We start from the raw sequence: 19,963 nt of genomic DNA on the forward strand, positions 1-19,963 counted from the left end.
ATTGATAATCGGCGTGAGGCGATCGTGTCAGAGACCGGAATGAGAACGGCACACCAGCTACATTTTGGTGGCCAACCCAGCAGAACGAACCTTCACCTGGCGGCGATCGAACGTGCCGTCGTTTATACCGCTGTTTTTCTGGCCCCTTACGCAACTCTGCGATTTTCCGAGCTCTTCTTCACGTTCAGCGATTTCTTCTTTTGCCTGAGCCTTTTCCTTCTCTTGATCACCGGCCGCATCAGGAGCAGGCCTCTCGAAGGTGCAACGTCCGTCTGGCTCGTTGCATTCATCCTGCTCTTCCTCGGCATCATGCTCGGCAGCCTCTTTAACGGCAGCCCTCAGCGCGGGCTGATCGTCATGGGGCAATATCTCTTCGCATACATGATTTTGATGGTCATTCTCATCCGTGACGATCAGAGAGAAGCCTATCGGCTCGCGGGCATATTCCTGGTCAGCGTCATTCTCATCGATATTCACGGTATCATCACGTTTTATACGGTCGGATATGTGCCTGGAGAAGGAAAGGGCATTGTCACCGGCGGGAAGCGGCTCGCCACAGTGCTGCGCAACCCGAACCTCGCAGCGGCGATGAATGCCCTGACACTCCCGATCCTGCTGTTCTTCTGGTCGACGGGACGCGCAAAATCCTATCTTGCCATGCCCGCCCTGGCGATAATCATCGTCACGGTCGTCCTGACCAGTTCCAACAGCGGGCTATTTTCGACGGCGCTTTGCCTCTCAGTCTTCATTGCCCTCGTCTCGACGCCTCGGCTGCTGTTACGCCTGGCGCTCGGCTTGAGCATCGTCGTTGGCGGCGCCGCACTGTTCGGCAGCAAGGAGATGCTGCCCAAGACCTTTCAGACGCGCGTTCTGGGCGCGCTCTCCTCCGGTGACATCTCCGAAGCGGGAACCTTCCTTTCGAGAGCAGCACTGATGGAGGAAGCGCTCCATATAATTTCAGAAGAGCAGATCAAGATCATTGGGCTTGGCGCTGATCAGTTCCGTGAAAGAAGTGTTCAAAGCGCTCCGGTTCACAACCTCTACCTTCTTCTCTGGGTTGAGGGCGGATTGCTCGCCCTTATCGGTTGGCTGCTGTTTTCCGGTGTCGGCGTGCTGCTGAGCCTCGCGATCCTAAGGGTCCGCGGAGACAAACGTGCCTTAGCGGCGGTGATTACAACAATCCTGGTCTTCCTCGTGATCGCTCTCTTCAATCCGCATATGTATGCGAGATACTGGACCATGCCGGTTCTTTTGTGTTTTGGACTGGGGCTTACACAATTGCGGGGCACCGCACCTGGGCGTGGTTGAACCTCCAACTGGCGTATCGTCGTGAAACACGGCGGCAACACGGGCGTGCGCAATCTCCGGCGCGACCGGCCGCACTAGAAATCCCGCCGAAAAAGGTGGCGTTTTCAGCACTTGAGAACATCCACGGCGCGATTTTAGCTGGCCGCGCTGGGAAATCCGGAGTATTGTAGATTTAACAACGTCCTTTGTTTTAATCGGGCGTCTCGAGCAACCATCTGTGCCACTGCTTGCCCATGGCCCGATAGAGTTCACATATTTCTGCGGCCGCAGTATTTTATCGCGGCACCAAGCTAAATTTATTGCGCCTTACTACACATTTTACTAATGTAACAGAATACAGAAAATTTTTTGATATTTTGCAGGTTTCCATGACGACATTCGTTCCCGATGGCAGCCTATCTGCCCGCGCTCACCACCGAGAAACTGTCGATTTCGCCGCTCAGCAGGGCGGGGCCACGGTCGGACTTTTCGATCTCTGGGCCATAGTCAAGCGACGGTTCTGGTTTCTCGCTTCGATTATTTTCGTCTGCACATTGCTGTCCGCAATTGCATCTTTCTCGATCCCTAAATCCTACACGGCCAGCTCCGAAGTGGTGCTGGAGCGAAAGGATGTCCGTCCGTTTGCAACCGATGCGGCTTTGACGTCCATCGATCGCGACCGATCGGCTGCGGAAACCGAGATGGACGTCTTGCAGTCGCGAAAATTCGCCGGCCGCATCGTGGACCGGTTGGAGCTCGTCAATGATCCAACCTTCAACCCTTACGCACCGGGCGGCGACAAATCGAGCGACCAAGGTCTCCTGCGATATGTCCAGGACCTCATCGGCGTCCGCCGGGCCTCTACATCCGCGCGCGTCATACCTGATATAAAGACGCAACGGGATCACGCAATCTCCGCGCTGCTGTCTCAGTTCGAGGTGAGCAGGACCGGCGAGAGCCTGGCGGTGAGGCTTATCGTAACCAATCAGAACCCGAAACTCGCACAGCAGATCGCGAATACGATCGCCAGCCTGTACGTCGAGGCGTCGCTCGAATTCAAGCAGGACGAGCGGGTCGCGGACAAGCAACGCGCACTCAATACCGGTGGTGCGGTGGCTTTCCTTCGGCAGAGCATGACACAGCCGCTCCTGATAACCTTGCGCAACGAAGAGGCCCGTCTGCTGCAGAGCAGGGCCGAGCTTGCTGCCAAGTACGGCAAAAATCATCCTCAGATGATCGATGCGGATTCCCAGATAGCCGGCATCCGCAGCATGATCGAAGACGAGGTCCAGCGTATTCTCTCCGATCTCGAGGCCGAGTCCCTGAAGCCCAGCGCACGGATCGTATCGACAGCGGAGCTTCCCAATTCACCCTCTTTCCCCAAACCGGGCCTCATCATTCCAGCGGCCTTCGCCGGTTCCACGCTGCTCGCCAGCGTATTGGCGCTCCTGCTGGAAACCACCGATACCCGTGTCCGAAGCGGACAGCGCACCACCCAGCTCGTGCGGATACCCAATCTCGGCTATGTGCCGAAAGTCCCGAAGCATCTGATGGCGCCAGGCGCCAGGCGCTCCTCATGTATTCCGGATTGGAGCAACGTTACGTCCGCGGAAGCAGAGCGGGCGGTTTACATGGCCTGCCGCTATTCGGATGCGAGGCAGTTACGCCGAGTCGTCATGACGACATCCTGCCTCCACGACGTCGCCAACGCTTCAACGGCTTGGGGGATTGCAACGGCCGCGGCGGCAGATGGTCGTCCCACGGCCTTCGTGAACCTGGATTTCAACCGTCACAACATATCTTATCTGAAGAACATGGAACGTTCGCCGGAACTGATCGAACGCTATCTCCGAAATCGCGCCGCTTTGACGGAGATCGTGCAGTCCATCCCGAACTTGCCCGGCTTTGGCTTCATCGACGCGACGCATGTCATGACGGAGCCGTTCAGATCGCTGGACTCTGACAGGCTCTGTGAACTCATTATGGACCTGAAGCAAAGCGGGTATGACTTCATCGTGCTGCACGCTCCCCCGGTGCTCGCGTCGGGCGATGCAACTTGGCTGGCGCCCTTTGTCGACGGCGTGGTCCTCCTTGCCAATTGGGGGAAAACGACGGAAGAGCAGCTATTGGAAGCAGCTGCCCAACTCAGGATGAACCATGCGCATTTGATCGGCACCGTGATCAATCAGGTCAACCCCGAGATCCATCGGCGCCACCACTATGGTGGCTTCGTCATAACGTCCAAGCGCATTCCGGCTGGACGCTGGCATCGCGATCGCGGCAAAGGGGCACTGCAAGAACGGCCGGACGCGGAGGTAAACACTTTGACCGCTCCCTCGGCGAGACCTTCGATCACCCGCCCGTCGAACGTCGCTTAAACAATCTCCGTCACTCGTGGCTGGCAGCGTCAGCGGTATCGCCGGCCATGAAGTGGAGGAAACCCTCGAGATTGGTCCAACCGTCACCATCCTGGTCGGATTTCGCGTCGTCGGCATTTTTCGGGTCGGTGCCGTTGGCAACCTCCCAGTCATCTGAAATGCCGTCCATGTCGCTGTCCTGATATGGAATACCGGCATCGAGCTCCGGCCAACCGCCAACGTCGTTGGGATCGTTCGCGAGCAAACGCCCACGGCGGTTCTTGACGTCCTCGACGATACGGCGATCGATCGCGTCCCGTTGCGGCTTTGTGGCACCGGCGTGTGCCAGAACGTCGTCGTAAGCGATTTCAGGCCCGGAAGCTCGGACTGCCTCTGCGTTGAACGCCTGTGGCGAAACAGACCCTCTTTGCCTTTCGGTCAGAACCAAGCTGTCATCCTGCCCGGGCTGCGTGCGATAGGGTTCGTCGTAGTTGTCCTTCACATAGATCGCGTGGCCGCCGCCGCGCTCATCGAAGAGATGGACCATATGGTCGTTTCGAAGGTTCTCTCCAGCGATCTTGTAGTTGCCGACCACGTTGGCACGAATATGGCCCCATTCATCGCCGAAACTGAGGACGTACTGCCACTTTGGCGAGAAAAAAACATTGTTCACGACGTCGGCTACTGCTCCGGGAATCTTCATCTTTATCAAAGGATTCCTGAACTGGCCGAAAGCAAAGAGCGAGTGGTGGACGGAGATGTTTCCACCCTTCGTAAACAGCATGTTGCGTGCACGGTTCTTTTTTCCCGGTCCGCCCCGCAGCAGCGGTTCGCTCGCAATTCCCCACTGCCAGGTAAATTTGCTCGCATCTTCCGAATCGACAGTCTCGTCAGAACCCCAACTGGCGGAGATATGATCAAGCATGATGTCCTTGGCGGCCGCGGAATACATTCCGAGCCCGCCCGAACAACAGGCCCTAACGGCATGTGGGCCGGGGCGAAGGCGAATGTGCCTGATGATCACGTCGTTTGTCACGATCTCGATTGAAGGGCGAATTTGCTTGTCGCCGTTGCGGATCGCGATGCCACCACCTGGCGCGGTCTCTCCGGCTATCGTCAGAAATGGATTTCGAACGACCAAGGACCTCTCGCGCAGAACGATGGTGCCGCCCGTTCGGAAGACACAGACGCGCGGTCCTGAGGCTTCGATGCACGCGCGCAGGGAACCCGGGCCTGACTCATCGGTGTTGACGACATAGAGCACTTTGCCCCCTCGCCCGCCGAGAGAGCCGGCACCGAAGCCTTCGGCCGTGGGGAAGGCGCGTTGTCTGCCATCCGGAAGCTTAGGTGGAAGAGGCTCGGCCAACGTGGTCTGAGCCACGGTTTTCGCTGGAAAGGCGAGCCATGATCCGCAGAGCACCCCTCCCAATATCAGGCAGTGAGCTATCGTGAAACCAAGTTCCCTTACGTCCTGCGACTTATTGATTGCCGTCATTCTCTCGTGCCGCCGAGTCAAAGCTGAAACTGATTGTCTGCCGAAAGAAACGGCCTGAACAGGATTCTCGAATGCTGAACCGTCGCAAAGGCACACCAGAACCGCCCTTTGCCGCGGCAGACATGCCCACAGCCTTCGTAGAGGTATCACGCGCCATCGATCAGAGATAGCCGTAGCGTCTGAGCATCCAGCCGCCCAGCCGCTGAAAAGAAATCTGCTGCCGCGCCGGCATCCGCGTCCGCCAGGCCTCGTCCTTGTTGAGTGCAATCGACGCATTCATGCGCAATCGGTTCCCTGCCACCTGATGTCCCGTGGCCATGACCTCGCCCTTCTGCAGGGAGGCCCCAACCGGGCCAAGGTCAAGTTCGAGAAACGTCCCGATTTTCTGCATGACGGCAACAGGGTCCGACGCAAAATCCTCGTATCTGACGCGCATGACCTTTTCGGGACCTAATTTCCGCGAGAGATATTCGACCGCAAGATTGACCATGCTCCATCGCACCGCCGTCCTGAACACGGATTTCGGCCTGATTTCCTTCTGCAACCCCGATTTCGCGTCGCGCTCATAGCCCTTCAGCAAAGACCACGCGACGCCGCGCCCGTCGCGCACCAGATGAATGACCCGCATGTCTATTCCAGGGATCTGCGCCATCGCCATCGCTCTCCCCGGCAGTTTCGAGGAATCGACGATTGTCTGCCGTCCAGAGTGCGTGTGCATCGCTTCGAGCAGGCGCTTCGTATGAAGGGTGTAGAGCGAAAATTGCTTGCCGAGGCCGATGCCGCTCAACAGTCGCATGAGCATGGAAAGGCCTTCGAACCGTTCCTGAAGGCCGCTATATTCTTCCATGAGTCCGGCACCACCGCTGGTGGACCAATCCTGGAAAACCGAGCTCCAGAACGAGCAGTCACGAATGGCATTGCCGCAAGCACAATATTCGTTGTGGCGCCATACGTGGCGTGTCAGCGACGTTACCTCCCCCGCCCCCATCACGGAAGCATGCTGCCCCAAGGCAATGTCGAGTATCGTCGAGCCGCTGCGTCCGTAACCTGCAATATAAGCGATGCGAACTGGTTGCGAGGGCATCAGAAAGCCTTCCATTTGCTAATATGCTTTGGCACTTTTGGCCGACCGCAAAGACGTGGCGACATTTCGTGTCGAAGCCGTGAAGTTCCGCTCCGCGGCTTGAAGCTCCGCCTCACGATGCCCGGAAGTCCAGAAGAAGTTTTTCGATCTCGGAGCCGCCGCCGACGCGCTCCAACGCGGCGAAAGAACCATCCTCACGGAGCTCGAACAGAGTTCCGGCATTTTCCAGTGCGCGGTTCGTACGGGTCACCACGACCAGTGCACCGGGGCCGCTTAGGTATGAATGGATGTTCTCGATTGCAGTCCGGATCTGGTCCAGCGAAAAGTAATTCGTATTCAATATATTCGCCGCTCTCACCAGGTCGAACCGCCCGACCAGGTGGTGCGACCGGCTCATAATGTCGTTCTCGACGAATTTTATCTTGCCGTTGTCGGGCAACGATCGGGTGATCATTTGCACCTGTCTGCTCTTGCCCGCCCGTATCCGGGCACGCAGGCGCGGTTGCAACAGGACACGAGACAGCAGGAGCGGTGCGAACGCCAACGTCACATAGTCCAGCCTTCTGATCCATGGACGAACGGTCAATCCCCGCAGATCATACTGCAGCGGCCATCCCTCCGGATCGCAGAATACCGTAACCCCGGGAGCAAATTCGACGATGTGAGCCTCGACGAAGAGGTCGGTCGCCGTAATGCGAACCTTGGCGCCACAGCCTTCGAGGAACTTGGCCAGCTCCACTGTCGTCAAACCGGTGGACACACCCACATCCAGGATCTGGCCGAGTGAGGCAGCCCGCTCCGCGATGAACGGCCGAAATGCGACCTCCAACTCCCGGAACCGAGATGGCTGGGTCAGCTTGAAGGTCCCATTGCGCATCTTCAGTCTGGCGAAAAAGGCTGATTCCGATACCAGATCAATCGTGTTGGAACTCAATGAATAAAATTCTTTGGCACTTACGGTCATGGCGTAACGATCCGTGTCCACTCAAAAAAAAGGAACATTTTTGAGACTTGAAAATTCGTCTCGCTCCAGGGCTGGTGTCGCCCTCTTAAAAATCTGCCGCCAAGTGGCGTCGTCTTATGCGCTTTATTACAATCTTATAAAATGACCGCGGAAAACACTGCGCAACCGCAAGAGCTCGTCCGCTAAAAGCAAGACCTATCATAATTTCCATGGCGCAGCAATTTGCAACGTGAGCTGGCGGAACGATATTTTCCACCTTCAACCGGACGAAGACTACAGCATTGCACAGCGCCGTGCCACTCTAAGCAGCATGAACGTCGCCGTGGCACTGCGGCGTGTCTCTATCCTGATCGATTTCCGAGGCCATGCCCTAGACTTCGTCGCCGTAATTGTGTTCGATGGGCCGATATTGACCTCACAATTCTTGCCGTCCAACTCGGCGGCAGACGTTCATTTCATTTTCAGCTTTGTTGGTGTGATCATGCGTATCGTCTTTGTAGGCGCCGTCGAAAGCTCCAAAATCGCCTTGGAGGCACTCATAAAGGCGGGGCGCCCTCCGGCGCTTGTGATAACGCTTCCGCCCGAAGCGGCGGGACGTCATTCTGACTTTGTGGACCTCGGGAACCTCGCACTGGCAGCCGGAAGCGCGGTCCACCATACGACGGATATCAATGCTCTGGAGACGCTGGAGGCCGTTACAGCAGTCGCCCCGGATCTCACGCTCGTCATAGGCTGGTCGCAAGTCTGCCGGCGTCCATTTCGCGAGATCGCGCGTGTGGGCACCGCCGGCTTCCATCCGGCGGCATTGCCGCGTCTGCGCGGCCGCGGGGTCATTCCCTGGACTATACTCCGCGGCGAAGAGAAAACCGGCTCGACCCTCTTCTGGCTGGACGACGGCGTCGATTCAGGACCTATCCTCTTGCAGCGGCAATTTCCGGTCGATCCCGACGAAACCGCCCGCAGCCTTTATACCAAGCACACTGAAAACCTGGCTCAGATGATCGTGGAGGCCGCGGCACAGGTCGAAGCCGGAAATGCCGCCCGCGCTGAACAGAACCAGGCGGAGGCGAGCTATTGCGCAAAACGCACCGCGGAAGATGGCTTGATCGATTGGCGTCAGTCCGCCGCCTCTATATTGCGCCTGATCCGCGCGGTCGGAGCCCCTTATCCGGGTGCCTTCACATTCTACAACGGGCAGAAAATTCGGATCGATGCCGCGGTCCCCGTTGAGAATTCCAGACGGTTCATCGGTTTGACAGGTCAGATTCAAGCCATTACCGAGCGCGGCTTCATCGTGCTTTGCGGAGATGCGGAATGTATCGAAGCGACATCCTGGGAATGGGCGCCGGAACGACGACCGCCAATTCATGCCAAGCTCGGCGGGACGGCCGCATAGGCGAGGTCCCCGCCTGACCTTTCGCGTCTTCGCAGACATTTCCAACCGAAGATCGCCATATGGCCGCCATCGCCATTAAAGCACATAAGAATAGTAGAAAACTATAATTGGGGCATTACTGGAAAACTGTTTACAACCTCTTAAAGACGTGCTTTTTTATTACTGTATTCGAAAATGCCAAGAAATTTTGCGTTGCGGTTAGCATGATCGCGAACGCCTATTTTTGTTGAATTCATTTATCCAGCCTTTCGAACTGGCCGAAGAGACACACTACAGACGCACTGTTCTTAGCCACCATAGAACTTTGGGGGTCGTGCGTTCGTCGTTCGGCGGAGCGATAGGCTCAAAGGTTTTAGGAAGGGGCCGTCATGCAGCGTATACACGCCGCCGCGAAGGCAGTTCGTAATCATTTCCTGATGTTACCGGCGATAAGGGGAAGAGAGTGGCGCAACAGAGCATCGGCCGGAATGCTGTGGGCGTTCTGCGGAGCTGCGCTTGACATCGGCTTCAGACGGATTAGGGGAGCCGTCAGGAGCGTTCAGAAATACCCTGCCCTCTATCTCACCGACCTGGCCTCGGTCGGCGTCGCACTGACCATGGCATTGTTGCTGCGCTACGGCCCCGGAGAACTCTCCGCACGGCCGGAGACCGCCTCGGTGCTACTCTGGTCCGGAGCGCAGTATCTCGCCATATGCGCATTCGTCTTCCCCCTCTCGGGCCTTTACAGCCGGAACTGGAAGTATGGCTCGATCTCGGACCTTTTCATCATTCTTCGGGCGGTTTTGCTGACCTCACTGCTGCTCGTCACCCTGCTGTTCTTTTCGACCAGACTCACCGACATCCCGCGCACGGTCGTCCCTATGCAGTCGCTCCTGCTCATTGCCTTCCTGGCGGCTGCGCGGCTGAGCTTCCGGGCCGAGGAGCTTTCGCTGAGGCGCCCGGTTTTCAAGTCCGGCCGCAACAAGGACGCCCAAGGCGATGACCGAATTCCGCTGCTGCTCGTCGGCGCGAGCGACGCGGCAGACCTCTATCTTAGGGCGCTCGCACGCGATCCCAATGCCACCTATGTGCCCGTCGCGTGCCTCGACAGAAGCGAGGATCAGATCGGCATGAGCCTGCGTGGCGTTCCGATCGCGGGCCGGATTCAGGACTTCGAACAGGTGGTTGCGGAATTGCAGCAGCTCAACAAACAGCCACGCCACATCGTCTTCACCGAAGCCCCTGCGGCTTTTGGCGAGGAGGCATCCGACGCTCTGCTGAGATCCGCCGAGCGCCTGGGAATTGCAGTCTCGCGCCTGTCCCAGATGACGGAGCTGAAGCGCGCCAAAGGCGATAACCCCTACGAGCTGCGCTCCATCGAATTGACCGACCTTCTGGAACGCCCACAGGCGGCGCTCGACCGGGAGGCAATCGATCGGCTCGTTCGCGGCCGCCGCGTGCTCATCACCGGAGCTGGCGGCTCGATCGGCAGCGAGCTGACGACGCAGGTCGCCGCGTGCGATCCGGCGGAGATCGTCCTTATCGACAATACGGAATACAATCTCTACGCGATCGATATGACCCTCACCGAAAGCTTCCCGGAGGTCCCGCGGTCCAGCTATCTTTGCAGCGTTCGTCGCAGCCAACGGGTGGCGGAGATTTTCGAGCGGCACCGGCCCGAACTCGTCTTTCATGCGGCAGCGCTGAAACATGTGCCCATGGTGCAGCTCAATCCATGCGAGGGCGTGCTCACCAACGTCGTCGGCACCATGAACGTCGCAAACGCCGCGAAGAAATACGGCACCCTCGCAATGGTCCAGGTATCGACGGACAAGGTCGTCAACTCGACGAGCGTCATGGGCGCGACGAAGCGCCTTGCTGAACTCTACTGCCAGGCGCTGGACCTGCACGGCCTCGAAACCGGTCTCGGTCCGCGATTTATGACGGTCCGCTTCGGCAATGTGTTGGGTTCCAGCGGCTCGCTGATCCCGCTCTTCAAACGCCAATTGGCCCGTGGCGGCCCGCTCACGGTGACCGACGCGAATATGACACGCTTCTTCATGACGATCCGCGAGGCCGTGGAACTCACCCTTCAGGCTTCCGCCTACGGCTTCGAGAAGCAGCTCGGTCAGGGCGAAATCTTCGTGCTGGATATGGGCGAGCCGATCAAGATCATCGATATCGCCCGCCGGATGATCCGGCTTGCCGGCTTCACGCCGGACCAGGAGATCGAGATCAAGATCATCGGCTGCCGACCCGGTGAGAAGCTCTTCGAGGAGCTGTTCGACGAAACCGACAAGCGCATAAGCTCGCCGGTGCCCGGCGTTCTCGGAGCGGTGCCCGAGGCCATACCTCTACCGACGCTGCGGGATGCGTTTGCGCGGCTTCAGCGCCATTCGGAACGAGGCAACGAGGCCGCCGTCGTATCGGTCATGCGCGAATTGCTGCCGCGGTACGAGCACGAGGCCGATCTCAAGATGGCTGTCCGAAATCGCGCTTCGCTACGCCCGAAGAACCGTGTCAAGGCCAAGGCGGGAAAATCAGAAGCCAGCTACGGTGCGGAGCTCCGATCGCCCGGCAGCTGAACGACGGTGGTTAGGGTCGGCCCATCTGAAGGCGCGGCCTCCTGCAACACGCCCGCCGATCGGAAGCCATGCTCCTCACGCGGTGCATGCAGGCAAGCAGTTGGTAGTCTAAAGCCCACCGCTCGGGGCGGTGGAACCGAAAAACGGGGAGACGGGTAATTGACACTTGTTGAAAAGGTTCCGCGCGCCGAAGCCGAGCACATTGCCGAAGGTTCGGCAGGACGCGGCAGCGCGGCACGTTTTCCGCAGCAGAAGCGCGTGATAGCCGTCGTCGCCAGCTTGACAGCCTCTCTGGTGATCTTCCGGCTCGAATTGCTGAAGCGGCTGGTCGCTGCCGGGCACGACGTCATCGCCTTCGCTCCTGAACATGACGCCCGGGTCGAGCAGGAGCTTGCGCAGATCGGCGTGCGCTTTATCCGGATCCCGATGGCGCGCACCGGCCTCAACCCGCTGGAGGACCTGCGGACCTTTTGGGCGTTGCGGCGACACTTCTCCCGGCTGAAGCCGGACATTGTCCTTCCCTACACGATGAAACCGATCATCTATGCCGGCATTGCGGCGAGGACGCTGGGTATTAGAGAACGCTGCTTTCTCGTCACGGGCCTCGGCCACATATTCTCAGAGGCTGCCGGCGCTTCGCTCAAGGCGAAGGCCATACGCCACCTCTGTGTCCGGCTATATCGTACAGCGCTGCGGGACGCCCGCGTCGTCTTCGTCTACAACGACGCGGATGAGAACGACATTCGTCGTTATCGGATGCTGAGTGGCCATCTCTCGCCGACGATGATCTCCGGATCGGGAGTCGATCTCGACCATTTCGCGTTCTCGACGCCGCCTCGCGGCGGACCGACTTTCCTGATGGTCGCCCGGCTGCTGCGCGACAAGGGCGTCGTCGAATATGTAGAAGCCGCGCGTATTGTCCGTCGCTCTTTCCCGAATGCCAGATTTCAGCTGCTTGGCCATTTCGACAGCAATCCGACGGCAATTTCCCGAGAGGAAATCGACGCATGGGGGCGCGAAGGGATACTCGACTATCTTGGCACCACTGTCGATGTGCGGCCATATCTTGCGGCATGCAACGCCTTCGTTCTGCCCTCTTACTATCGCGAAGGAATTCCGCGGAGCATTCTCGAGGCGCTGGCGACAGGACGGCCCGTGATCACGACGGATCTGCCGGGCTGCCGCGACACCGTGCAGCCGGGGAAAAACGGCTTGGTGGTCAAGGCGCGTGACGTCGCCGCCCTCGCGGAAGCGATGACCACTGTCGCAAAGAACCCGGACCTGGCGGAGGAGATGGGAAGGCGGTCGCGGGAACTCGCGGAAACCAGGTTCGACGTTCACATGATCAACAGAATGCTGTTTGACGGCATGCATCTGACCGATTGACGTGACTTCATGGGCCGCAAAGCGGCAAACACAGGCAATCCGATGATAATGCATGTCATCACCAACTTTACCGCGAGTGCCGGCGCCGAAACGATGCTGGCGCGGCTGCTGCACGGATCGACGGACGAGCGCATCATCGTGGTTTCGCTGATCGGCGTTTCGGACCGGAACCGCCGCCTCGCGGACAATCCGAGAGTTTCCTATGTTTCGCTGGCAGCGGCATCGCTGACAGCGCTTCCGGGCGCAATTCTTCGGCTTGCGACGCTGATCCGGAAAGAGCGGCCCGATGTTATCCTCTGCTGGATGTACCACGCGATGGTCGCCGGGAGCCTGGCGGCGGGGCTGGCCCGGCACGGGGCGCCGGTTTTCTGGAACGTTCGCCAGTCGCTGGACGATCCCGCTTCCCTCACGCGCAGTTCGCGCGTTGCGATCGCGGCCGCGAAACTGCTGTCGCGCCGACCGACGGGTATTATCTACAACAGCGCCCGCGCGCTCGATCTGCATCGCGCCTACGGCTATGCAAATCAAAATGCGGTCGTCATACCCAACGGCTTCGAACTCCCGGAGCTTGCGGCGCCCGAACCGCGGGCGGCCCGGCGCATCGGCATCGTGGGCCGCTTTCACCCGCAGAAAGATCACGGGACGTTCTTCAAAGCCGCCGCCCAGGTGCTGAAAACCCATCCGCAGGCAGTCTTTTCCGCAGCCGGCAACGGGCTGGTCTGCGACAACACGGAGGTCATGGAACTGATCGCGAAGGCGGGCCTCCCGGCCCACGCCGTCGATCTGCGGGGGGAGGTCAGCGATATGCCTGCATTCTATCGAAGCATCGACCTGTTGGTGCTTTCGTCGCGGACCGAAGGCTTCCCGAATGTCATCGCGGAGGCCATGAGCTACGGCAAGCCGATCGTCACGACGGATGTTGGTGACGCGGCGGTCGTCGCCGGAAGGGCCGGCATCGCCGTACCGCCGCGCAATCCGCAGGCTCTCGCCGAGGCAATGCGCGCCTTCCTCGATCTGCCCGAAGCAGAATACGCCCGCTATGCGCGCACCGCCCGAGAGCGCATCGAGAATGAGTACGCGCTTGCCGCTGTGAGTGCGAAATATTCAAAATTTCTAACGGCTTAAACGGAAGAACTACTGCAACTAATCCATTCGGGTGCGTTGCGCATATGGTGTTTTCCGGTAGACTAATGCAATCTTGGGTCAGTGCGTCTGATTTAAATGCAGTTGCGTGTAATTTATGGCTTCTAACATAAGCAGTATTCTCAATTTTTCTTGAAATGAATGTATTTCTGGTGGCGGCAGGCGACTATAGGCTGAGGATCACTTTGCGCCCTATTCTCAATTTACCCGCCCTCCGGCCCATAGCTAGAGGAGATCGAAATGATTCTAAAGGGAACCAATCTGTCGGATACGATCAACGGCGCTCTGGGCAACGATGAGCTCTGGGGCTATGCCGGCGACGATCATCTCGACGGCGGCGATGGCAACGACAAGATTTTTGGCGGCGATGGTAACGACTTCATCGTCGGCGGCCTCGGCGACGACTATGCAGAAGGTGGGGCGGGCAACGACCGCTTCAACGGCGGCCTTGGGCACGATACGTTGAAGGGTGGATTAGGAAACGACATCTTCGACGGGGGCGACGGCAGCGACGTTCTCGATGGCGGCGATGGCCATGATCAGATCCTGGGCGGCAGGGGACATGACAAGATCTTCGGCGGCGCGGGCGAAGAATACATCGACGCAGGCGACGGCGACGATATCATTTATGCCGGCTCCGGAGACGATGGCTTCAACAACCGGGTAAACCCCGCCACGGGACAGGTCACGCAGCAGGCGGTCAGCGGGGGCGCCGGCCACGACAAGATCTATGGCGAAGATGGCAACGACGCTCTCAAGGGCCAGTCCGGAAACGACTGGGTTTATGGCGGCATCGGCAACGACATCGTCGACGGCGGCGACGGGAACAACTATCTGGACGGCGGCGAAGGCAACGACGTGCTGGATTCCGAGGGGGGCATCGACGAGGCGCACGGCGGTAGCGGCAATGACAAGGTTGTTGTTGGAGCCGGGGACGATCGGGTCTTCGGAGAAGACGGCGATGACATGCTGTACGGAGAAGCCGGCAACGATACTTTGAGCGGCGGCAACAACTACGACCGGATTTTTGGCGGCGACGGGAACGACACCTTGCGCGGCGACGCCGGACAGGACGTCCTCGTCGGCGAGGCAGGAAGCGACATTCTCTGGGGCGGAACGGAATCCGATCGTTTTGTCTTCAAAGGGGCCGTAGCGCTCAGCGGCCAGGATACCGTGATGGACTTCCAGGATGGAGTCGATTTTCTCGTCATCGAGAAGCTCGGGATCAAGCAATACTCCAGTTCAGGCGCCGCGGGCACCGTCTACGCCTATGATGCCACCGGCGGCGACGTGCTGGTAAAAGGCTATGACGCCGCCGGCACGGCATTCTCCATTCTGGTGGACGATCCCAACGGCACCCTTAGTGCCGCAAACTTTTCGAGCAGCGATTTCCTTTTCGCCTGATCGATGAACGAGCGCGTCGACGTCGCGCGTCCGATGGGCGCGCGGCAAGGCGCTTCGCGTTCTACCCGTTCACGCTCCATCCTGAAAATCGGTCAGGCCCGTCATCGTTCTCCATGCTTCAATTCCTTCTCGGAAGGAAAGCGGCGCATAGTTCAGCCCGTCTATGGCCTTGGAAACATCGAGGGCCCTGAAGCCGGGCGGCGCCGCATCGATACTGCCGCCCTCGACGGCTATGAGGTGCTGTTCGGCGCCAACGGCATCGGCGACGATACGGGCGGCTTCCAGCGACGTGCAGGCCCGTCCGCTTCCCGCGTTGAAGACGCCGCCTTCGGCTCTCTCCGCAGCCTCGAGCGCCAGCGACACGACATCGTCGACATAGACGAGATCGACGGTGTATCGCCCGCCGTCCTGAATGATCAGGGAACCTCCCCTTCCAAGCGTTCGCACGAAGGTGGGCACCATCCCGGCGTCGTGCATTCCCGGACCGTAAACCGAAGCAAGGCGGAGCACCGTTACCGGCATGGCGCTGGCTTTGCCGAAGGCGAGCAGACAAATCTCCGCCGCGAGCTTGCTCGCCAGATAGTAGCTCGCCCGGTGCACGGGAAAGGCGGGGCTCGTTTCAGAAGCTGGGCCCGTTCCGGGAGCATAGACCTGCGCCGACCCGAACTGCACGAATCGGCTCACCCCTTGCAGCGCCGCTTGCATGGCAACTTCCAGTGCACCGTTGGTGTTGACCTCGAAACACCGGGAGGCCTCACGCGGATCGCTGAGATCCGCGGGAATGTGGGCGGCAAGATGAAGAACGGCGTCGGATCGACCGAGCGGCGGCAAAGGATCGCCAACCGTCCATTGCTCGACACGGAGCCCCGAGCCCTTCCGAGTTGCGATCCGCTCCGGATCACGTGCAAGCGCGGTGACCTCGTAACCACGCGACAGAGCGCGATCTATCACCCTGGCACCGACGAAGCCGGTCGCGCCGGTCACTACCAGCCGCATTGTCTTCACACCGTTTCGTCGAGTTTCGAAGAAGCCGTCACCAGTTCACCGGGCTTCACCACGGTTTCGGACCAGTGCCGCAATATCGTCACCGGGGTGATCTGCGGCTGCTCGACGGGCTCCTCGAACAGGAGATGGCGGATGCACATCTCCACCTCGTTGAAGCCCGCATGGATCCTGACCGCCGTCGTCCCGGAGAACCGAGCATTGATCTCGAAGATGCGGGGAACGCCGTCGTCCAGACGAAACTGGAAGTTCGCCGGGCCATAGGCGCCGAGGGCATCGGCAGCTTCTGCCATAGCCTTGTTCAGCGCCGGGAAAGGCTCGGCGAATGCCCTGTAGGTATTACCGTCGCGAAGGTCCCTGCGCATGACGATCGTCGCGCGGCATTTCCCGTCGAATGTCAGCGTGCCGGCAGTGTACTCGGTGGTTTCGGCACCGACATATTTCTGAATGACGATGCCGGGCTGCTCCTCGATTGCACGCATCAGTTGCTCGCGGTTGCGAACGACGCTGAAACCGATCGAACGCGCCCCCACTCTCGGCTTGACGATGAGCGGAAATCCGCACTCCTCAATCAGAGCGTCTTCGTCGCCCGGCAGACAGGAGGGAACATATCCCAGGCCGCGCTCGCGAAAGAACTCGGAGGTGAGCCACTTGTCGTTCGCGATCGACACCACCCGCGGCGAGCTGATGATCACCTTGGTTGCGTAGGTTCTCTCGATCGCATCCCTGTTCGCGGCGAGGATCGGAAGTTCGACGTCGGTCCCCGGAATGAGGACTTCGGGCCGTTCGGCACGCAGGAGTTCCCCAAGCCGGTCCAGATATGAAGGGTCCTTGGCCATCGGCACGAGATAGGCGGCATCCCCCCAGTACAGCCCTGCCGAGAGCGGGCTCGGGTCCCCCACAATGATCCTCGCATTCAAAGTCGAGCGCCGCAGGGCGCGAATGATGCCTTGCCCGAGCAAGGCACCCGCCCCGGTTATAAAGACCTTCATGACTGCCCTGCTCCCAGTTCGAGTAGCTGATCTCTGCAATGACCCAATTCGCTCAGCCGATGCGCATCGGAACCGATCGAAACGAACGGGTTTACTTCTTCGCACAGCGCGAGGAACGCCGGCATGTCGACGAGGTAGGAGGAGTTGATCTCGATCGCGATCTGCCGTTCGAGGGTCGCCGTCATCATGTCGCGGAAACGGGCTTCCGGAAAACGACCGTGCCGTCTCAGGCTCATTCCGCCCGGATGCGCCAGGACGTCGATGGGCGCGTTTTTGACCATGCCCATCGACAGGCGGAATTCGAGATCCGCCGTTTCCTCATAAGAAAGCTGCTTGAAGTCCAGATATCCGCCGCGGCCATCCGGGAACCTGTGAACGACGCCGAGAACGATGTCGCACCGATCCAGGACATCTTGGGACACATCCAGCCTGCCGTCCTCGTCCATGGCTTTCGTCTCGCAACCGACATAGACGCTGATATCGTCAAAACCACGCGCGGCAGAAAGGACTTCCTCCCTGAACCGGGGGAACCATGTCGTGTCTTCGCGCACGTGCTCAGTGAACGCCAACGCCGCGAGACCGCGTTCCTTGGCCGTTTGCAGGATTTCGAGCGCAGTCGCCTGCCCGTCGGTCCAACTCGTGTGGACCTGCAGCTCCACATTCAATCGCGCTCGGCTGAGATCCCTGTACCGGTGGAACACGGGCCTGCTAGTGCATATCGATTCCTGCCCGTTCATGCTTCTAATCTGCCTCTTACAAGAGCTCCCGGCGGACAACGTGCTGTTCACGTCAGCGCATGAGCCGCCCCAACGCCCTCGGCAGCCGTTAAATGGACCGGGGACATATCCGCCCAGGCGATGAAGTGCGGATTTGCGAAGTCGCTGTCCTCGTCCTGCATCGTCTTGCCGTAGAGCAGGCGCGAGCCGTCCAAACGTACCACCGATCCGCCCGCGGCCCTCAGCACCGCGTCCCCGGCCGCCGTATCCCACTCCATCGTGCGGCCGAAACGCGGATAGACGTCCGCCTTGCCCTCCGCCAGCAGGCAAAATTTGAGCGACGAGCCGACGGACGCATAGTTCATGACGCCGTGCCCGGTGAGAAAAGCCTCGGTTTCGGAACTGTTGTGCGAGCGGCTGGCAACCGCCGTCAGTTCCGCACCCCGCATCCGCACGCGGATCGGCTGGCGGTGTTCGAGCGCCCAGAGCTTGTCGAGCAGAAGCTTCTCCGCCCTGCCCCCATCGGCGACATAAGCGCAACGCTGCGCCGGTGCGTAGACGATCCCGGCAACCGGAACATTGCCCTTGATGAGGGCAATGTTGACGGTAAAGTCGCTTCGGCGGTTGATGAACTCCTTCGTACCGTCGAGCGGATCGACGAGAAAGAACGAGCCACCGCTTATATCAGGGACGCGGCCCGAGCAGACAGACTCCTCGGCGACGACGGGGATCCCCGGAAACGCCACGGCAAGCCGCTCAAGGATGATCGCTTCGGCTCGCTCGTCGGCTTCGGTGACGGGCGATTGATCATCCTTGTAGCAGACCTCGGGACCGGCGTCGTAGACCTCGAGAATGGCCGCACCCGCTTCAAGCGCTATGTGCTCGAATATTTGGCAAAGCGGCGTCATTTGCCCTCCATCCTGCGGTCGAGGAATTCCTCAATCGCGAGCGCCAGGTCGGTCGGTTCATAGCCGACGGTGCGGATATGAAGTTCCGGGTTTTCCGGGGTCTCATAAGGCGAGGATACGCCGGTGAAGTTTGCGATCTTGCCTGCGAGAGCTTTCTCATAGAGCCCCTTCGGATCCCGGCGCGCACACTCTTCGATCGGAGTGTCCACGAAGATCTCGATGAACTCGCCATCATCCATCAATTCCCGCGCCATTCGCCGCTCGTCCCGGAACGGTGAGATGAAGGAGACGAGAACGATGAGACCGGCATCCGCCATGAGCTTCGCCACCTCCGCCACGCGGCGGATGTTCTCCACCCGGTCCTCTTCGGTGAAGCCGAGGTCCCGGTTGAGGCCGTGACGCACATTGTCGCCGTCGAGCAGATAGGTATGCTTGCCCTGAGCGTGGAGAATCCTGTCCAGCTCGTTCGCAATGGTCGATTTACCGGAGCCCGAAAGCCCGGTGAACCAGAGAACGGCAGGAAGCTGGTTCTTCATGGCGCTGCGCGCGACCTTGTTCACCTCGAGCGCATGCCAGTGGACGTTATCGGCACGCCGGAGTGGAAAGTCGATCAGCCCCGCGCCGACGGTCGCATTCGTGACCCGGTCGACGATGATGAAATTGCCTGTGGCTCGATTGTCCGTATAGGCGTCGAAAGCGATCGGCGTTTGCGTCGAGATGTTGCAGACGCCGACTTCATTCATCTGCAGCGATTTCGCGGCCTCGCGCACGAAGCTGTTGATGTTGACCTGATGCTTGAGCGCGGTGACCGTCGCACTGACGCTGTCCGTCTCCGTTCTCAATATATAGCTTCGTCCGGGCATCATCGGGCTCGCATCGAACCAGATCACATGCGCCTGGAACTGATCCGCCACAAACGGCCGGGCGCCGGGGGCGACGAGCATATTGCCGCGCGAAGCATCCACCTCGTCGGAAAGGACGAGCGTTACGGCCTCGCCCTCGCCTGCCGTCGCAAGGTCCCCGTCATAGGTCACGATCGCCTTGACCGAGGTACGCTGTCCGGTTTTTGCGACGACGACCGGATCGCCGACGGAAATTCTGCCGCAGGAGATCTGACCCGCATAGCCGCGGAAATCAGCATTTGGACGCATCACCATCTGAACCGGGAAACGGAAAGGCTTGGCCTGGTCCATGGGCTCGAGCTCTACCGTTTCCAGATATTCGAGCAGCGCCGCCCCTCTGTACCAAGGTGTATTGGGTGAAGC

The 19,963-nt window shown here is 59.6% G+C and carries 15 protein-coding genes; 7 read left to right on the forward strand and 8 right to left on the reverse strand.

Going from position 1 to position 19,963, the window contains the following annotated elements; all coding sequences use genetic code 11:
* Positions 1–24: 24 nt before the first annotated feature.
* Together FB009_RS27965 and FB009_RS27970 are read left to right on the forward strand one after the other, a co-directional pair.
* On the forward strand, positions 25–1,308 hold the full coding sequence (locus FB009_RS27965; RefSeq protein WP_024312229.1) for an O-antigen ligase family protein: 1,284 nt from the start codon (positions 25–27) through the stop codon (positions 1,306–1,308).
* 368 nt (positions 1,309–1,676) lie between these two features.
* The gene (locus FB009_RS27970; RefSeq protein ID WP_018011466.1) at positions 1,677–3,665 is read left to right on the forward strand and encodes a polysaccharide biosynthesis tyrosine autokinase; all 1,989 of its coding nucleotides are present in this window, start codon (positions 1,677–1,679) and stop codon (positions 3,663–3,665) included.
* 10 nt (positions 3,666–3,675) lie between these two features.
* Here the strand turns inward: FB009_RS27970 and FB009_RS27975 are convergent, their stop codons facing one another.
* From FB009_RS27975 to FB009_RS27985, 3 genes are all read right to left on the reverse strand, one after another.
* Complete coding sequence (locus tag FB009_RS27975) at positions 3,676–5,139, reverse strand: thrombospondin type 3 repeat-containing protein (RefSeq protein ID WP_024312230.1); 1,464 nt, start codon at positions 5,137–5,139, stop codon at positions 3,676–3,678.
* 160 nt (positions 5,140–5,299) lie between these two features.
* Positions 5,300–6,238, reverse strand: a complete 939-nt coding sequence (locus FB009_RS27980; RefSeq protein WP_024312231.1) for a sulfotransferase family protein — start codon at positions 6,236–6,238, stop codon at positions 5,300–5,302.
* A 97-nt stretch (positions 6,239–6,335) separates the two neighbouring features.
* Positions 6,336–7,187: a hypothetical protein gene (locus FB009_RS27985; protein WP_024312232.1), complete on the reverse strand. Its 852-nt coding sequence runs from the start codon at positions 7,185–7,187 to the stop codon at positions 6,336–6,338.
* A gap of 481 nt (positions 7,188–7,668) precedes the next feature.
* Between FB009_RS27985 and FB009_RS27990 the strand changes: the two genes are divergently transcribed.
* The 5 genes from FB009_RS27990 to FB009_RS28010 all read left to right on the forward strand — a co-directional run bounded on the left by FB009_RS27990 (position 7,669) and on the right by FB009_RS28010 (position 15,080).
* Positions 7,669–8,583: a methionyl-tRNA formyltransferase gene (locus FB009_RS27990; RefSeq protein WP_024312233.1), complete on the forward strand. Its 915-nt coding sequence runs from the start codon at positions 7,669–7,671 to the stop codon at positions 8,581–8,583.
* A 467-nt stretch (positions 8,584–9,050) separates the two neighbouring features.
* The gene (locus tag FB009_RS27995) at positions 9,051–11,147 is read left to right on the forward strand and encodes a polysaccharide biosynthesis protein (RefSeq protein ID WP_024312234.1); all 2,097 of its coding nucleotides are present in this window, start codon (positions 9,051–9,053) and stop codon (positions 11,145–11,147) included.
* Between the two features lie 159 nt (positions 11,148–11,306).
* Entirely contained in the window at positions 11,307–12,533 is a 1,227-nt protein-coding gene (locus FB009_RS28000; protein ID WP_101804717.1) for a glycosyltransferase family 4 protein, read from the forward strand.
* Positions 12,534–12,575: 42 nt separating this feature from the next.
* Positions 12,576–13,658: a glycosyltransferase family 4 protein gene (locus FB009_RS28005; protein ID WP_024312236.1), complete on the forward strand. Its 1,083-nt coding sequence runs from the start codon at positions 12,576–12,578 to the stop codon at positions 13,656–13,658.
* A gap of 258 nt (positions 13,659–13,916) precedes the next feature.
* Complete coding sequence (locus tag FB009_RS28010; RefSeq protein WP_012061498.1) at positions 13,917–15,080, forward strand: calcium-binding protein; 1,164 nt, start codon at positions 13,917–13,919, stop codon at positions 15,078–15,080.
* Positions 15,081–15,149: 69 nt separating this feature from the next.
* On the opposite strand, the gene FB009_RS28015 is transcribed toward FB009_RS28010, so the two are convergent.
* The 5 genes from FB009_RS28015 to nodQ all read right to left on the reverse strand — a co-directional run.
* Complete coding sequence (locus FB009_RS28015) at positions 15,150–16,076, reverse strand: NAD-dependent epimerase/dehydratase family protein (protein ID WP_024312237.1); 927 nt, start codon at positions 16,074–16,076, stop codon at positions 15,150–15,152.
* Positions 16,077–16,081: 5 nt separating this feature from the next.
* Positions 16,082–17,074: an ATP-grasp domain-containing protein gene (locus FB009_RS28020; RefSeq protein ID WP_024312238.1), complete on the reverse strand. Its 993-nt coding sequence runs from the start codon at positions 17,072–17,074 to the stop codon at positions 16,082–16,084.
* Entirely contained in the window at positions 17,071–17,811 is a 741-nt protein-coding gene (locus FB009_RS28025; protein WP_024312239.1) for a PHP domain-containing protein, read from the reverse strand. Before FB009_RS28025 ends, FB009_RS28020 begins: the two co-directional genes overlap by 4 nt.
* A 47-nt stretch (positions 17,812–17,858) precedes the next feature.
* The gene (gene cysQ, locus FB009_RS28030; RefSeq protein ID WP_024312240.1) at positions 17,859–18,698 is read right to left on the reverse strand and encodes a 3'(2'),5'-bisphosphate nucleotidase CysQ; all 840 of its coding nucleotides are present in this window, start codon (positions 18,696–18,698) and stop codon (positions 17,859–17,861) included.
* Positions 18,695–19,963 (reverse strand): bifunctional sulfate adenylyltransferase/adenylyl-sulfate kinase NodQ (gene nodQ / locus FB009_RS28035; protein WP_145162465.1); only part of this gene is annotated, 1,269 nt, incomplete at its 5' end. The genes cysQ and nodQ, both read right to left, overlap by 4 nt.

It is taken from the genome of Sinorhizobium medicae (genome assembly GCF_007827695.1).
Classification (GTDB): domain Bacteria; phylum Pseudomonadota; class Alphaproteobacteria; order Rhizobiales; family Rhizobiaceae; genus Sinorhizobium; species Sinorhizobium medicae.

Bases quoted from the DNA above. Each gene is read 5' to 3' on its own strand.
- FB009_RS27975 (WP_024312230.1), bottom strand. From the start codon at position 5,139: ATGACGGCAATCAATAAGTCGCAGGACGTAAGGGAACTTGGTTTCACG.
- cysQ (WP_024312240.1), bottom strand. From the start codon at position 18,698: ATGACGCCGCTTTGCCAAATATTCGAGCACATAGCGCTTGAAGCGGGT.
- FB009_RS27985 (WP_024312232.1), bottom strand. From the start codon at position 7,187: ATGACCGTAAGTGCCAAAGAATTTTATTCATTGAGTTCCAACACGATT.
- FB009_RS27990 (WP_024312233.1), top strand. From the start codon at position 7,669: ATGCGTATCGTCTTTGTAGGCGCCGTCGAAAGCTCCAAAATCGCCTTG.
- FB009_RS27970 (WP_018011466.1), top strand. From the start codon at position 1,677: ATGACGACATTCGTTCCCGATGGCAGCCTATCTGCCCGCGCTCACCAC.
- FB009_RS27995 (WP_024312234.1), top strand. From the start codon at position 9,051: ATGCTGTGGGCGTTCTGCGGAGCTGCGCTTGACATCGGCTTCAGACGG.
- FB009_RS27980 (WP_024312231.1), bottom strand. From the start codon at position 6,238: ATGGAAGGCTTTCTGATGCCCTCGCAACCAGTTCGCATCGCTTATATT.
- FB009_RS28020 (WP_024312238.1), bottom strand. From the start codon at position 17,074: ATGAAGGTCTTTATAACCGGGGCGGGTGCCTTGCTCGGGCAAGGCATC.
- FB009_RS28005 (WP_024312236.1), top strand. From the start codon at position 12,576: ATGATAATGCATGTCATCACCAACTTTACCGCGAGTGCCGGCGCCGAA.
- FB009_RS28010 (WP_012061498.1), top strand. From the start codon at position 13,917: ATGATTCTAAAGGGAACCAATCTGTCGGATACGATCAACGGCGCTCTG.
- FB009_RS28015 (WP_024312237.1), bottom strand. From the start codon at position 16,076: ATGCGGCTGGTAGTGACCGGCGCGACCGGCTTCGTCGGTGCCAGGGTG.
- FB009_RS28025 (WP_024312239.1), bottom strand. From the start codon at position 17,811: ATGAACGGGCAGGAATCGATATGCACTAGCAGGCCCGTGTTCCACCGG.